The sequence below is a fragment of the Isoptericola cucumis genome (assembly GCF_014635665.1).
Lineage (GTDB): Bacteria > Actinomycetota > Actinomycetes > Actinomycetales > Cellulomonadaceae > Isoptericola > Isoptericola cucumis.
In genome coordinates, this window is record NZ_BMDG01000009.1 from 99,003 (window position 1) to 113,399 (window position 14,397).

The 14,397-nt window shown below is 73.5% G+C and carries 11 protein-coding genes; 8 read left to right on the plus strand and 3 right to left on the minus strand.

Annotated features, from left to right (window positions below; translation table 11 throughout):
- The first annotated feature begins 104 nt into the window (after nucleotides 1-104).
- From IEW03_RS13800 to IEW03_RS13810, 3 genes are all read left to right on the plus strand, one after another.
- Nucleotides 105-1,376 carry an MFS transporter gene (locus tag IEW03_RS13800; protein ID WP_229738061.1) on the plus strand — a complete coding sequence of 424 codons (1,272 nt, stop codon included), beginning with the start codon at nucleotides 105-107 and terminating at the stop codon, nucleotides 1,374-1,376.
- A 38-nt stretch (nucleotides 1,377-1,414) separates the two neighbouring features.
- Nucleotides 1,415-2,428 (plus strand): NAD(P)-dependent alcohol dehydrogenase, encoded by a 1,014-nt coding sequence (locus IEW03_RS13805; protein WP_188524278.1) that lies wholly within the window; start codon nucleotides 1,415-1,417, stop codon nucleotides 2,426-2,428.
- A 184-nt stretch (nucleotides 2,429-2,612) separates the two neighbouring features.
- On the plus strand, nucleotides 2,613-3,671 hold the full coding sequence (locus tag IEW03_RS13810) for a phospholipase D-like domain-containing protein (RefSeq protein ID WP_188524279.1): 1,059 nt from the start codon (nucleotides 2,613-2,615) through the stop codon (nucleotides 3,669-3,671).
- A gap of 64 nt (nucleotides 3,672-3,735) precedes the next feature.
- Here IEW03_RS13810 and IEW03_RS13815 read toward each other — a convergent pair whose 3' ends face one another.
- Together IEW03_RS13815 and IEW03_RS13820 are read right to left on the minus strand one after the other, a co-directional pair.
- Nucleotides 3,736-6,471 carry a M4 family metallopeptidase gene (locus IEW03_RS13815; protein WP_188524280.1) on the minus strand — a complete coding sequence of 912 codons (2,736 nt, stop codon included), beginning with the start codon at nucleotides 6,469-6,471 and terminating at the stop codon, nucleotides 3,736-3,738.
- Nucleotides 6,472-6,609: 138 nt separating this feature from the next.
- Nucleotides 6,610-7,734: a hypothetical protein gene (locus tag IEW03_RS13820; protein WP_188524281.1), complete on the minus strand. Its 1,125-nt coding sequence runs from the start codon at nucleotides 7,732-7,734 to the stop codon at nucleotides 6,610-6,612.
- A gap of 96 nt (nucleotides 7,735-7,830) precedes the next feature.
- Between IEW03_RS13820 and IEW03_RS13825 the strand changes: the two genes are divergently transcribed.
- Complete coding sequence (locus IEW03_RS13825; protein WP_188524282.1) at nucleotides 7,831-8,445, plus strand: YdeI/OmpD-associated family protein; 615 nt, start codon at nucleotides 7,831-7,833, stop codon at nucleotides 8,443-8,445.
- A 49-nt stretch (nucleotides 8,446-8,494) separates the two neighbouring features.
- Here IEW03_RS13825 and IEW03_RS13830 read toward each other — a convergent pair whose 3' ends face one another.
- Entirely contained in the window at nucleotides 8,495-10,852 is a 2,358-nt protein-coding gene (locus IEW03_RS13830) for a M6 family metalloprotease domain-containing protein (protein WP_229738062.1), read from the minus strand.
- Nucleotides 10,853-11,033: 181 nt separating this feature from the next.
- Between IEW03_RS13830 and IEW03_RS13835 the strand changes: the two genes are divergently transcribed.
- The 4 genes from IEW03_RS13835 (at nucleotide 11,034) to IEW03_RS13850 (ending at nucleotide 14,395) form a co-directional block, all read left to right on the plus strand.
- Complete coding sequence (locus tag IEW03_RS13835; protein WP_188524283.1) at nucleotides 11,034-12,281, plus strand: AI-2E family transporter; 1,248 nt, start codon at nucleotides 11,034-11,036, stop codon at nucleotides 12,279-12,281.
- A gap of 22 nt (nucleotides 12,282-12,303) precedes the next feature.
- A complete protein-coding gene (gene ilvA / locus IEW03_RS13840) occupies nucleotides 12,304-13,524 on the plus strand; it encodes a threonine ammonia-lyase (protein WP_188524284.1) in 1,221 nt (406 codons plus the stop codon).
- 131 nt (nucleotides 13,525-13,655) lie between these two features.
- On the plus strand, nucleotides 13,656-14,060 hold the full coding sequence (locus IEW03_RS13845) for a YciI family protein (protein WP_188524285.1): 405 nt from the start codon (nucleotides 13,656-13,658) through the stop codon (nucleotides 14,058-14,060).
- Nucleotides 14,060-14,395, plus strand: a complete 336-nt coding sequence (locus tag IEW03_RS13850) for a YciI family protein (protein WP_188524363.1) — start codon at nucleotides 14,060-14,062, stop codon at nucleotides 14,393-14,395. The genes IEW03_RS13845 and IEW03_RS13850 overlap by 1 nt, the downstream gene beginning before the upstream one ends.
- Nucleotides 14,396-14,397: the final 2 nt, after the last annotated feature.

Consider the following 14,397-nt stretch of genomic DNA (forward strand, 5'->3'; position numbering starts at 1 on the left):
TGATTAATCGCCACGCGTGGCTAGGATGCCTGTGACCTGGACCACGTGGAAGGAACGACATGGCGACAACTCGCAGGCTCTCGCGAGCCACACTGGCCTCGACCGTGGGGACAGCCCTGGAGTGGTACGACTTCTCCCTGTACGGCACCGCCGCGGCGCTGGTGCTCCCGCACGTGTTCTTCCCCGGCGGGGACCCCGCGGTCGCGGTGCTCGCGTCGCTCGCCACCTTTGCCGTCGGCTTCTTCGCCCGGCCGATCGGCGGCGTCGTCATCGGGTTGCTGGGTGACCGCTTCGGCCGGCGTCAGATGCTGTTCGTGACGCTCTTGCTGATGGCCGCCTCGTCGACGCTGATCGGCTGTCTCCCGACGTATCAGCAGGTCGGGGTCTGGGCCCCGATCATGCTCGTGGTGCTGCGTGTCCTGCAGGGGCTCGGTGCCGGCGGGGAGTACGCGGGAGCGATGCTGCTCTCCGCGGAGCACGCCACGCAGGCCCGTCGAGGACTCAACGCGGCCGTGCCGAGCGCGGGCAACGCCCTGGGGGCGCTCCTTGCCACGGGCGTCTATTTCGTGGTGCAGGCCGTCGTGCCCCACGAGGCGTTCCTGGCCTGGGGCTGGCGGATCCCGTTCCTGCTCAGCGTTGTCCTCGCCGTGGCGGCGTTCGTCATCCGCCTGCGGGTCTCCGAGAGCCCGGAGTTCACCGGCGCCGGCGCGCAGGCCGTGCCGGTGCGAGACCGGTTCCGCGACGTGTTCCGTCTCGGCGGACGCCGCATCCCGCTCGCGATGCTCATGAGCATCGCCCCCAACGTGCTCTCCTACCTGCCGTCCGTGTACGCGCTCACCTACCTGTCCGCGACCGTGGGCGCGCCGGAGTGGATCGGGCTGGTCGGGATCATCATCGCGAACCTCCTGAAGCTCGTGACCATCCCCGTCGCGGGCTGGCTGTGCGACCGCTTCGGGGGGCGGCTGATCATGATCATCGGCAGCGTCGCCGGCGCGGTGCTCTTCTACCCGTTCTTCTGGCTGCTCGACACCGGTACGCCTCTCGCCGTCTGGGCCGGGCTGGTCATGATCTTCACGCTGTGCTGCGACCTGACGCTCGCCTCGCAGGCCACCATGCTTTCCACGCTCTTCGACGTGCGCGTGCGCTACACCTCCGTCACCTTCAGCCGCGAGATCACCGGTGCCGTCGTCGGCGGCACCATCCCGTTCGTCGCCGCAGCGCTCACGGCCGCGTTCGACGGGCTCCCGTGGCTCGTCGCCCTGTACTGCTCCGTGCTCTGCCTCGTGTGCGCCGTGGCCACGGCCTTCCTGCCCCGAAACCGACCGGTCGCCGCGGAGCAGGTCGCTCCGGGCGCGATCGCCGCGACCCACCACTGACGCGACCCGCCACTGACATCCATCCCAGGAGGAGAACCATGGGCAACCTTGCCGCCGTCATGACCCGCCCCGGCGCGATCGAGATCCGGGAACGACCGGACCCCGTCCCCGCACCGGGTCAGGCAGTCATCGCGCCTCGCGCCGTCGGGGTGTGCGGTTCCGACGTGTCGTACTTCCTCGACGGCCGCGTGGGCCCGTTCGTGGTCGACGGGGACTTCGTGCTCGGCCACGAGGTCTCGGCTGACGTCGTCGCCGTGGGCGAGGGCGTCACGAACGTCCAGGTCGGGGACCGTGTCGCCGTCGAGCCCAGCGTGCCCGACCGGGACTGCGAGCAGTGCCGGGCGGGGCGATACCACCTGTGCCCCCGGCTCGAGTTCCTCGCCACGCCCCCGGTGGACGGCGCCCTGATCCAGCGGCTCGCCATCGACGCCCGGACGCTCTTCGTGATGCCCGACTCGATGAGCTATGAGGCGGGGGCGCTGCTGGAGCCGCTCTCCGTGGGCCTGTGGGGCTGCCGTCGGGCGGCACTGGTGCCGGGGGACCGCGTCCTGGTCACCGGTGCCGGGCCCGTCGGCTTGCTGGCCGCGGAGGCGGCGCGGGCGGAGGGCGCGCTCTCGGTGACGATGTCCGACGTGTCGACGGAGCGGCTCGCACTCGCGTCTCGACACGGGTTCGAGACGTCGACCAGCGAGGAGCTGTCCGGCCAGGGGCAGGGTTACGACGTGCTGCTGGAGTGCAGCGGCGCTCCAGGTGTGCTCCGTCAAGGTCTCGAGCGGCTGCGACAAGGTGGCCGGGCGGCGTCGATCGGGATCGGCAAGCACGACGTCGACCTGCCCTTGCACACGCTCAACTGGAACGAGATCACCCTCGCGACCGTCAACCGCTACAAGGACACCTGGCCCCTGGCCATGGCCCTGGTCGCCTCAGGGCGCGTCAGCCTGGACGGCCTCCACACCCACAGCTTCCCCCTCGCCCGCACGGCCGACGCACTCCAGGTGGGGCGCACGGACCCGACGGCGGTCAAGTCGATCATCTACCCGCAGGAGGTGTGAGCGACCGATGACACCGTTCCGTCGCATCGCCGCCGTGGCCGTCGGAGCAGCCCTGGCGCTGGGTGTCGCGCCGGCGCAAGGACTGCCGTCCGGTCCGGTTCCGGGCCACGAGTTCATCCCCCCGGACAAGGCCCCGGAGACGCCCTGCGCCGAGGCGCCCTCCGTCACCGTACGGACCGGTGCTGTGTTCTCCGATCCCCTGCACGACCGCGCCGGCGCCGTGGCCGAACGGTTGTGCTCGTACTTCAAGCAGGCGGACGCCGGCTCCACCATCTCGCTCGCGGCGTTCGTCATCTCGGGCGAGGCGGGGGAGGACTACGTGGACCAGCTCCTCGCGGCCCACCGCCGGGGTGTGCACGTCCAGGTCGTGATGGACGGCTGGCAGGTCGAGAAACCGCCGGCCGCCCGGCTGATCTCGACGCTCGGCACCGACACGTCCGCCGGGTCGTGGGTGACCGTCTGCGCGCACGCCTCTCCGGAGGGCAACACGAGCTCGTGCCAGGGGACGAAGGGCATGCACAACAAGTTCGCCCTCTTCTCCTCGGTGTCCGGGCGCGAGGACGTGGTCGTCCAGTCGTCAGCCAACGTCACCGACGTCAACCACGTCAGCTATTGGAACAACGCCGTCACGGTCACCGGGGACCGGGGGCTGTATCGCGCCTACCGGGAGTACCACGCGGATCTCGTCCGCATGGAGCAGGACCCCGACTATCACCGCACGGTCCGCTCCCGGGGTCCCGCCGGGGTCTCCGTCGCCCGCTTCTTCCCCGCGGCGACCGCGGACCCCGTCGAGGAACGCCTGTCCCTCCTGGGCTGCGTCCCCGGCCGCACCCGCGTCGCCTTGGGCATGAGCGAGTGGGACGACACCCGGATCGGCGTGGCGCACGAGATCGCGCGGCTCGAGCACACCGGGTGCGACGTCACGGTCGTCGCTGGCCCGGTTGGTGAGCAGGTCGCGGCGGCGCTCGACTCCGCGGGCGTGCCCCGCAAGACCCTCGAGGACGTCGAGGCCACGGGGCGCCTGCACTCCAAGTACCTCGTGGTCTCCGGTGCGCGGGACGCGGGTCCGGCGCACGCGCGGGGAGGCGCGGCGTCCTTCGTCCTCACGGGCAGCCACAACTACAACACGACCAGCCTGCGCCGGAACGACGAGGCGATCCTCGAGCTGCACCATCAGCCCGCGGTGAACCAGTATCTCGACAACGCCCGGCGGCTCTGGGAGGTGGCCCTCGAGAAGCGCTAGCCGGCGCACGAGGGGCCCCGCCCGACGGACGGGGCCCCGGCACCGTGCGGAGGCGGTGTGCCGGCTACTGCTCGCAGGACCCGGCGAACGTGCTGCGGGTGACGACGTCCGTGTCGGCGGCCGACGTGTCGAGCCACACGGCACGCTGGCCGTCACCCAGGGACGGGGCCAGCTGGGCACCGGTCGAGCAGGTCACGGCGCCCCACGTGGCCGTGCCGGCCACGACGTCGGCCGTCGGCGCGACCCGCACCTTCGGCGGCGTGGACCACGAGCCGAGCGAGCCCCAGATGTCGTACGTCGAGTAGGCGAGGTACGAGTCCGTCACGGAGAGCTGCGCCAGGTAGGTGGACGACTCCAGCTTCAGGCGGGCCGCCTGGTCCAGGTCGCCGAGCGGCGCGGACGAGAAGTGCGTCGAGGTGAACAGGAGGCTCTGGTTCTCGCTCCAGAACACCCTGTCGGAGGTGAGCTGGACGTCCACGACCTGGCCGAAGAGGAAGCCGGTGATGCGCTTCTTCTGCGTCTCGCCCGACGCGACGTCGTGGACGTGCACCCACGTCCCGTCGTCGCCGACCCACGCGACGGTGCCCTGGCGCATGGTCAGCGTGCTGGCCACGGTGCCGGCCTCCGGGGTGAGGTTGGTCGTGGTCCCGTCGGCGGAGCGCACCATGACGTCCGTCTCGCCGTCCGGCGTGGTGCGCAGCCAGGCGAGGGCGCCGTCGTCGGTCACGGGCTCGGTCTCGTCGGCGCCCGCCTCGTCGACCACCTTCTTGATCGATCCCTGCCCTTTGTCGCCGACGGCGTAGACCCCGACGCCGTCGGGCGTGACCCGGGTGAAGACCACCCGCCGGGAGTCGACCGCCGGGTCGAGGAGGAACGCGCCGTCCTCGGCCACCACGTGCCCGCTGTCGGCGTTCTTGCCGACCCGGCCCACGGTGAGGGCGAACTTGTTCGCCCCCTGGTCCCAGGCGATCGCGTCGCCGTGGCTGATGACGTACGTGTCGCCGGAGACCTGCGCGGCCTCCTGGTCGACACCGGCGTACAGCTCGTAGGCCGGGACCACGTGCGCCGCGAGGACGGTGCCGTCCTGGGTGCCGGCGCGCTGCTCCCAGCCGTCCGCGATGCCGTGCGCGTCGAAGGCCGCGCCGATCGCGCCGAGGACGTCGGCGGGGACGTCGAGCGACTCGGCCGCCAGCGTGACCGCGTGCCGCATGTCGGTGAACCCCGACAGGGGCGTGAGGTAGTTCTGCGCCGTCCGGTACACGATCTGGTCGGCGAGCTGCGGGTCGATCTTCTTGCGCAGGTCCCACAGGGCGCCGCCGACGATGGTCGAGTTGTAGTGCACCCCGCCGTTGTCGACGTCGAGGGTGATCATCTCGTAGTCGTCGAGCGTGGTGCGCCCGTCGTTCAGATCGCGCAGCGCGCAGTCGGTGAGCGTGCCCTCGCCGTTGCACAGGTGCTCGCCGACGAGGCCCGACGTCGGGTCGTCCATCGCGACCCCCTTGTCGGCGGTCTCCATCGCGTTGCCGAAGTAGTCCGAGATCGCCTCGTTGAGGGCGCCGGACTGGTTGAGGTAGACGAGGCCCGCCGAGTGCTCGGTCACGCCGTGCGTCATCTCGTGGCCCACGACGTCGAGACCGACCGAGAGCGGCACGCCCTCCATGTGGCCGTAGACCATCTTGGTGCCGTCCCAGAACGCGTTCGCGTAGTCGGCGCCGTTGGCGGAGACGTTGACGACCGAGTGCACGGTCCCGCCCGCGCCGTCGATGCTGTCCCGGCCGATCTGCTCGGCGTAGTACTCGTAGACCTTCGCGGCGTTGGCATGCGCGTCCACGGCGCCGGAGGTGGTGTCCGCGCCCTCGAAGCGGTCGGTGCCGGACGCGACGAGCGGCACGTCCTCGGGCACCGGCCCGCCCACGAGGTCGAGGTAGCCGGCGCGTTCGGCGTCGTAAGTGCGGATCTGGCCGCCGGTCTCGGCGAACATGTCCCGGCTCGAGTCCGCGAGCGTGTACGTCCCGTCGGCCTCGCGGTTCGCCTGCAGCGTGGTCTCGGCGCCGTCGACGAGCACCCCGGTCGCCTCGACCGGGTCGGCGGCGGACGGCGCCGTCGCGGCGTCGACGTTGTTGTACGACAGGACGATGCCTCCCACGTGCGCGTCGACGAAGACCTCCTGGCGCAGCGGAGCGCCGTCCGGTGTCGCGCCGCGCACCGTGAAGTGCCAGGCCAGGACGCCGCCCGCAGCGTCCGGGAGCACGGTGAGGCCGTGGCGTTCCGTCCGCGGGTCGACGGCGCGGCGCAGGGTCGCGTCGAGCGTGGCGATCCGCGCCTCGGCCGTGGCCTCGTCGACGTCGGGCGTGGTGCTCACGGACAGGTCGGTGTACAGCGTGCCGGTCGCGGACGTGACGGTTCGCCGTGGCTCGCCCGTCGCGCGGGACCGCGGCGCCTCCTCGGTCTGCACGGCGTACTGCGCGCCGAAGACGGGCACGCCTCCGTGCTGCTGCTGCAGCCGGACCGCGGTCTGCGTGCCGTCCGTCGTGGTGCGGACGGGCTCGAGGTCGTCGGCCGGGACGTCGTACACGTCGTCGTGGGCGGCCATGTAGGCACGCGCGACCTGCTGGGGAGTGCCGGTGCGGGGCGCGTCGTCGAGCCCCTGCGTGATCGTCGGGGCCACCGCCGCCCGGGGCGCGGCCTCGGGTGCCGGTGCGGGGTCGTCGTCGGCCCAGGCGGGCGCGGCCAGCATGGTGCTGGTCGTCGCCACGGCCAGGCCGGCGGCCAGGAGGCGTCCTGCTCGTCGGGTCGGCATGCGAACCTTCTCTCACGAAGTGGCTCGAACGGTGCGGCGCGAGCTGCGCCACGCGGACCTTCGAAGGCTCGCCGCGCGCCCACGGGCAGACAAGGACCCCGGCCGTGCGTGATTGCGCCACGGCACAAAGCCGCCAGCTCAGGACGGGTCGTCGTCGAGCCAGCCCGCGACGGCCGCGTGCCAGCCGAGCTGGAAGCGCGTCGCCGCGCCGACCGACGTCATGAGGTCGTGCAGGCGGCGCTGCACCGTGCGGTGCCCCATGCCCACGTACCGGGCGATCGCCGCGTCCGTCATCCCCACGCGCAGCAGCGTCAGGATCTGCCGGTCGACGGCGTCGGGCACGGTCGGCCGCGGGCTGCCGGGGCGGGCGCCGGCGTCGGGGGCGGCACCGCCGGTGCCCAGCAGCCAGCCGCCTTCGAAGGACTGCTCGAAGAGGGTGATGAGGGCGGTCAGCAGGCCGCTGCGGTGCACGACGAGGGAGACCGGCTCGTCGGCCTCGTGGTGCGCGGGGTCGAGCGGGAGGACCGCGACGTCGTCGTCCGCGATGACGAGCTTGATGGAGAGCCCGTCGGCCACCGAGAGCTGCTGACCGGCCTCGACGAACCCGGTGAGGGCGTCACGGTGTCGGGGGTCGTCGAGCCAGCCCCGGTCCATGACGGTGCGGATGCGGACGCCGCGCCGCATCGCCTCCCGCTCGGCCTCCTCGAAGTTGTCCTCGAGGGAGATCACGGTCGTGGGGGAGCGGGACGGCATGATGGTGCGGATCTGCTGCCGCGCCTCGTGCTGCAGGGCGATGAGCCGGTGGCGGATCACCCGGGCACCGACCATCACCTCGACGGGCCCGCCGCCCGTCCGTGACTGCGCCGCGCGGTGCCGGTCCGTCAGCGCCGCGACGGCGTTCTCGACCTCCCGCAACGCCGCCCGCTGGGCGTCCAGGACCGGGCCGAGCGCCACGGCGGGCGACGCCGCGCGGTACCGCGGGGACGCGGCGGTGCGTCCGCCGTCGGGGCCGGCGTCGTCGTGCCGCGGTCGTTCGACGACGGCGAGCCCGCGCGCGACGAGGTCGTCGAGCACCGCCGCGACGTCCGCGGCGCCTCCGGGCCCGCCGGCGGCGAGGCCCGCCGCGGTGCTGGCGGGCGCGTCGAGCAGCGACCGGTACACGGCGTCCGCGCCGGGGTCCAGCCCGATCAGCGGCGCGAGCGGGGCGGGGTCGTCGCCGGGCTCGTCCCCGGCGACCGTGCTCCGTGGCGCGGCCTGCGACATGCCGGACATTCTGTCCCGACGCCCGTGACCCGGCGGAGGTGACGCGCCGCGCGCGGCCCGTCGCACGACCCGGCCTCCGGTCGTAGGGTCCTGATCATGACCGACCTCCGTCCCGACCGGCCCGACCAGCTCGCGCTGCCCGACCCGGCGGCGTGGCGGTCGTGGCTGGACGAGCACGAGGAGACCTGCCCCGACGGGGCGTGGCTGGTGCTGGCGAAGAAGGGCCGCCCGGCCCCGACCACGCTCACCCACGCCACGGCGCTGGAGGAGGCGCTGTGCAGCGGGTGGATCGACGCGCAGATGCGCAGCCTGGGCGCGGACACGATGCTCCAGCGGTTCTGCCCCCGCCGCCCTCGCAGCCGCTGGTCGGTGCGCAACCAGGAGATCGTCGCGCGGCTGACCGCCGAGGGGCGGATGCGGCCGCGGGGCCAGGCGGAGATCGACGCCGCCAAGGCCGACGGCCGGTGGGACGCCGCGTACGAGGGCCCGGCGCGCGCCGAGGTGCCGCCCGACCTCGCGGCGGCGCTCGGGGCCAGCCCCGACGCCCAGGCGATGTTCGACGTCCTCACGTCGCAGAACCGGTACGCGATCCTGCACCGGCTCGGGGCGCTCAAGACGGCCGATGCCCGGGAGCGCAACGTCGCGAGGTTCGTCGCGATGCTGGAGCGCGGCGAGACGCTCCACCCGCAGCGCAGGCGCCGGGCCGACTGAGGCGCCGGGCGGACCGACCACGCGCACCCGGCGCTCGCGCCCGCGGGGGTCAGCCCCGCAGGTCCTGCGCGACCGAGACGAGTGCCGCGCTCGCCAGGTTGCGACGTCCCTCGGACGCGACGTCGCCCGCGGCGTCGGCGAACCGCGCCAGCGCCTTGTCGGCGGGCCGGGGCGGCACCTGGCCGGCCACCCGCAGGTGGGCCAGCAGCGCGCCCCGCTCGCCGCGGGTGAGCACGCCCTGGGCGGCGTAGGCCTCCACGAGGGCGGACGCGGTGTCCAGGGTCACCTCCAGGTCGTCGTGCGTGACGGTCACGGTGGTGGTCGCCGTGACGTCCGGGTCGGACTCGCTGGTCGCGGTGATCGTCACCGTGGCCTCGTCGGCCGCGCCGTCCCCGGCCGTGGCGTACGCCTGGACGGGCAGGGCGTCGCCCGCCTCGACGGCGGTCACCTCGTACGGCAGGTGGGCGTCCCAGCCCTCGCCGTCGACCGTAGCCTCCAGGCGGTACACGTCGGAGCCGTGCACGCCGTCGCCCGCCTCGCCGGTGTTGGCCAGCGGTGCCGTGAGCAGCGCCGTGCCGTCGCCGACGGGCGCCGCCTCGGTAGTGCCCAGCTCGCCGTCGCGCTCCTGGTCGCCGGAACCCTCGAGGGACCGGGCGGCGACGTCGTAGGACAGGACGCCGTCCGCGTCACGGTGCGTGTCGAGCACGTACAGGTGCAGCCCGTTCGGCTCGTCCACCCACTCCGACACGCTGCCCGACGCGGTCCCCGCCTGGAAGGTCGCGTCGTCGAGCTGGCGCGGGTCGCCCCGCACCACCGGCACGGCCTCACCGTCCGGGCGCTCGTAGTCGACCCGGTCGATGTCCTGCGGGTTGGCGTCGACCAGCCACTCGCGCGGGGTGCCGCGGTCGCGGTTCTGCGCCAGGAGCACGCCGTGGCCGGGCACGAAGGAGTCGTTGCTGACCCGGTCCACGACCTCCATCGTGTAGTCCTGCCAGCTGTCGCCGTCCGGGCACCAGAAGTCCGGGTCCTCGGGGACCTGGGCCGCGCACGCCCCGGCGGTCCAGCCGCCGTCGACGTCGAGGTCGAGCGCGACCTTGTCGCCCTCGCCCGGCACGTGCTCACGGGCGCGCAGCGTGGTCACGGCCACGCCGTCCTGCGCGAGCCCGCTGCGGGTGAGCTGCACGGTCGCCTCGTCCGGCAGGACGCCGAGCTGCTGCTTGTAGTGCACCATGTGGTGCGGGCCGAGCCCCGAGCCGCCCGCGTTCGGCACCTGCCAGCGGTTGTGGGTGCCACCGGGGCCGTTGAACGTGCCGCGGCTCATCATCTCCCAGTACCCGGTGTAGTTGCGGGTGTCGTCGGCGAACGGGTTGTTGTAGTTGTCGGGCAGCCCGCGCAGGTGGCTGAACTCGTGCGCGAACACGCTCAGCCCCGAGCTCTCCGCCTGTGTGGAGATCCCGCCGCTCGCGTTCGGCCAGTGGTTGGCCGCCGCCCGCCACGACGTCCAGTCGACGTACCGGGTGCTGGCCCAGTTCGTCATCGGCTCGCCCAGCTGGTTGAGCACCGGGCTGCCGTCCGCGTTGCGCGGCGGGCCCAGCTCGTCGGGCACGTCCTCGCGGTCGGCGAAGCGCATCTGGCCGAACTCCTCCCACGTGGAGGACTCGTCGTGCCCGGCGGTGACGATGAACGCGTTGTCGAAGTCGCACAGGCCCTCGGCGCAGCCGACGTCGTCGCGCCACAGGGCCATCCCGTCGGCGCGCAGGTCCTTGCCGCACTCGTCGCCCATCGGGCAGTACTTCTCGATCGGCCCGTTCATCCGGTCGTCGATGCCGTACTCGTGCAGCTTGCCGGGCAGCTCGTACGGCCCGAAGACCTCCACGTCGACGCCGATCTTCCCGTGGCTCGTCTCCATCCAGTACGAGTGCAGCGTCTGGCCGGCGTTGAACTCGTTCGGCGTCGCGTAGTAGTCCTCGTACCAGTCGGCCACCTGGTCGCGCGGGACCGGCGACCAGCCGTCCTGCGGGTTGCCGAACGGGTGGGCGCCCGCCTCCTGCGTCACGAGGAACGGCTGGTCGCTGAACTCGAGCAGCACCACGGCCGTGCGGTACTGCGACTGGGAACCGGTGGATGTCTCCGCCGACGCCCACTCGTCGGGCCGCACGCCGTCGTAGTCGTCCCAGGTCATGTCCGCCTGGTCGGTCCACTGCTGCGGGTCGGCCGGCACGACCGGGCCGGCGGCGTCGTCGGCGGCGGCGTCCGGGCCGGCGACGCCGGGCGCCGCGGCGAGCGGCAGCGCCACCAGGGCGGCGGCGCTCGCGGCCACGAGCCGCCAGGCGCCCCGGGCGCGGTGCGGGTCGTGGCGGGTCGTGCGGGGTCGTGTCCTGCCGGGTTCTCGCGCTGGAGCTCTCACGTCCGTGCTACCTCCTGGCTCAGGTCGGGCACGGCCCGGGCGGCGGTGCCCGAGGCGAACGTAGCGGCAGGCGACGGCCAGCGCCTCTGGAGGCTGCCTCGACCGCGCCCACACCCGACCTGTACGGGACCTGCACGTGCGCCGTCAGGCGACGCCCTGACCAGCGGCCTAGGGTGTGGACGTGAGTGATCAGACCTCCCCCGACGGCGCCGACGCGGTCCCTCTGAGCGTGCGGGCCGCAGCGTCCTGGTCGTGGCGCCTGCTGCTCATCGCGGCGGCCGTCGCCGGCTTCCTGTGGCTGCTCGCGGCGCTGAAGACCATCGTCGTGCCGGTCGCCATCGCGCTGCTGGTGACGATCCTGCTCGCGCCGGCGCGCCGGACGCTCGAGCGCTGGCACCTGCGCCGCGGGCTCGCCACCGCCGTGTCGATCGTGGGCCTGATCGTGCTGGTCGGCGCGCTGGTCACGCTCGCCGGCCGGTCCATCGTCGCCGGCTTCCAGGACCTTGCCGACCAGGCCGTCGCCGGCTTCCAGCAGTTCACGACCTGGCTCGCGGAGGGGCCGCTGAGCCTCGACGCCGAGCAGCTCTCCCGGTACGGGCAGCAGCTGCAGGAGTCCGTCGTCGCGAGCTCGGGCCTCGTCTCCGGGGCGCTGGGGGCGGCCACCACGGTCGGCCACGTGCTGGTCGGTGCGCTCATCGCGCTGTTCTGCACGATCTTCTTCCTGCTCGACGGGCGCACGATCTGGACCTGGCTGGTCAACCTGCTGCCCGTGCGGGCGCGCGAGCCCGTGCACCAGGCGGGCCGCCGCGGCCTGGTCACCCTGTCCGCGTACGTCCGCACGCAGATACTCGTGGCGTTCGTCGACGCCGTCGGCATCGGCGTGGGCTCGGCGTTCTTCGTGCCGGCGCTGGCGCTGCCGATCGGCATCCTCGTCTTCATCGGCTCGTTCGTGCCGATCATCGGCGCCATCGTCACGGGGGCGATCGCGACCGCCGTGGTGCTGGTGGCGAACGGCTGGGTCGCGGCCCTCATCATGCTCGGCATCGTGCTGCTGGTGCAGCAGGCCGAGAGCCACATCCTGCAGCCGTTCCTCATGGGCCACGCGGTGTCGCTGCACCCGGTGGCCGTGGTGCTCGTGGTGGCGGCCGGCAGCCTCGCCGCGGGGATCGTCGGGGCGCTGTTCGCGGTGCCGCTCGCCGCCGTCCTCAACACGATCCTGCTGTACCTGCACGGGCACGACAAGTTCCCCGAGCTCGGCACCGAGGACCATCTCCCGCTGCTGCGCAGACGCCCTCAGCTGCCCGGTACCCTGCTCTGGTCAGGGCGAGGGGCGTCCCAGGACGCCGCGCAGGACGGCACGCAGGCCACGACGGCCGGCGACACCGGCGCCGCTCCTGGCTCGCCCGCCACCGAGGCGGGCGACCGCTGAACGACGCAGGAGAGCACCGGTAGTGACACCCCCCGAGATCGAGCGCGTCACCCTCGAGGACGTCCGGGCGGCCGCGCGGCTGCTGGACGGCGTCGTCACCCGCACCCCGGTGCAGCCGTTCCGTGCGATGTCGGAGGTCGCGGGCGCGCCCGTCGTCCTCAAGTGCGAGAACCTGCAGCGCGCCGGCTCGTTCAAGATCCGCGGCGCGTACACGCGCCTGTCGCGGATGCCGGACGAGGAGAAGGCGCGCGGCGTCGTCGCGGCCAGCGCCGGCAACCACGCGCAGGGCGTCGCGCTCGCCGCGCAGATGCTCGGCATCGACGCCGTCGTGTACATGCCCGTGGACGCGTCGGTCCCCAAGCTGGCGGCCACCCGCGGGTACGGCGCCCAGGTGCGGCAGGTGGGCACCTCCGTCGACGAGGCGCTCGTCGCGGCGCGCGCCGAGGCGGCCCGCTCCGGGCGCACGCTCATCCACCCCTTCGACCACCTGGACGTCGTGACGGGGCAGGGCACGGTTGCCCTGGAGCTCCTCGAGCAGGTGCCCGACGTCGGCACGGTGGTCGTGCCGCTGGGCGGCGGCGGGCTCGTGGCCGGGATCGCCACCGTGCTCGCCGAGGCGGCGCCGCACGTGCGCGTCATCGGGGTGCAGGCGGAGACCGCGGCCGCCTACCCGGCCTCCCTCGCCGCCGGGCGCCCGGTGCCCGGCACGCTCGGCACGACCATGGCGGACGGCATCGCCATCGGCACGCCCGGCGACGTGCCCTTCGAGGTGCTGGCGCGGCTGGGGGTCGAGGTGCGCACCGTCTCCGAGGAGGGGATGTCGCGCGCGCTGCTGCTGGTCGCCGAGCGCGGCAAGCAGATCGTCGAGCCCTCCGGAGCCGCCGGCGTGGCCGCGGTCCTGGGTGCCGAGCCCGGGTCCCTGCCGGGGACGGTCGTGCCGGTCCTCACGGGCGGCAACATCGACCCGCTGCTGCTGGTGCGCGTCGTGCAGCACGGCCTCGTCGCCGCGGGCCGGTACCTGCAGCTGCGCGTGTGCATCGACGACAAGCCGGGCTCGCTCGCGGAGCTGCTCGACGCCATCGCCGCCGCCGGCGCCAACATCGTCCAGGTGGAGCACACCCGCACGGACACGTCGCTGACCGTCTCCCAGGTGCTCGTCAACGTGCAGCTCGAGACCAAGGGGCACGAGCACTGCACCGCCGTCGTCGACCGCCTGCGGGCCGCCGGGTACGCCGTCGCCTGACGGTTGATCTCGTCCCACCACGTCAGGGGTGTCGATCGGGGGCCGTCCCGTTCGTCGTCCTCATGACACGGCCGCCCGGGCCGTGCACGATGTGGAGGCGACGGGTTCGCCCGCACCCACGAGGAGGCCTGATGCGGTACCTGATGCTGGTCATGAGCACGCCGGAGGACCCGGACCTGAGGCCCGAGGACGCGGCGGGCGCACCGCCGATCGAGGCGTGGGTCGAGCGGCACTACGGCAGCGGCGCCGCCGTCCTGGGCGACCGGCTGCGCCCGCCGCAGGACGCCGTCGGGGTGCGGGTGCGCGGCGGGCGGGCGCTCGTCACGGACGGCCCGTTCTCGGAGACGAAGGAGACGATCGCCGGGTTCGACGTGCTCGACGCGCCGGACCTCGACACCGCGATCGCCATTGCCGCGGAGCACCCGATGGCGTACGAGGGTGCGATCGAGCTGCGGCCCTTCTGGCCGCTCGGGCTCGACGACGCCCCGGACGGCGCCGTCGCCGCTGCCGACGCCCACGCGGACGGGGGTGCGTGATGCGCTACCTGCTGCTCGTGATCGAGCCCGACCTGCCCGACCGCGGCCCGGACGCGGCCATCGAGGACTGGGTGCGCCGCCACGACGCGGACGGCACGCGCGTGCTGGGGGAGCGGCTGCGGCCGGCGGCCGACGTGCGGCGCGTGCGGGTGACGGGCGGCCGCACCGTCGTGACCGACGGGCCCTTCACGGAGTCGAAGGAGGTGATCGGCGGGTTCGACGTCATCGAGGCGCCCGACCTCGACGCCGCGCTCGCCGTCGCCGCGGAGCACCCCGGGTCCCGGGACGGCGGGACGGTCGAGGTGCACCCGTTCTGGCCCACCGACGGCTCCTGAGG

Bases quoted from the DNA above. Each gene is read 5' to 3' on its own strand.
- IEW03_RS13805 (WP_188524278.1), top strand. From the start codon at position 1,415: ATGGGCAACCTTGCCGCCGTCATGACCCGCCCCGGCGCGATCGAGATC.
- IEW03_RS13815 (WP_188524280.1), bottom strand. From the start codon at position 6,471: ATGCCGACCCGACGAGCAGGACGCCTCCTGGCCGCCGGCCTGGCCGTG.
- IEW03_RS13820 (WP_188524281.1), bottom strand. From the start codon at position 7,734: ATGTCGCAGGCCGCGCCACGGAGCACGGTCGCCGGGGACGAGCCCGGC.
- IEW03_RS13825 (WP_188524282.1), top strand. From the start codon at position 7,831: ATGACCGACCTCCGTCCCGACCGGCCCGACCAGCTCGCGCTGCCCGAC.
- IEW03_RS13845 (WP_188524285.1), top strand. From the start codon at position 13,656: ATGCGGTACCTGATGCTGGTCATGAGCACGCCGGAGGACCCGGACCTG.
- IEW03_RS13850 (WP_188524363.1), top strand. From the start codon at position 14,060: ATGCGCTACCTGCTGCTCGTGATCGAGCCCGACCTGCCCGACCGCGGC.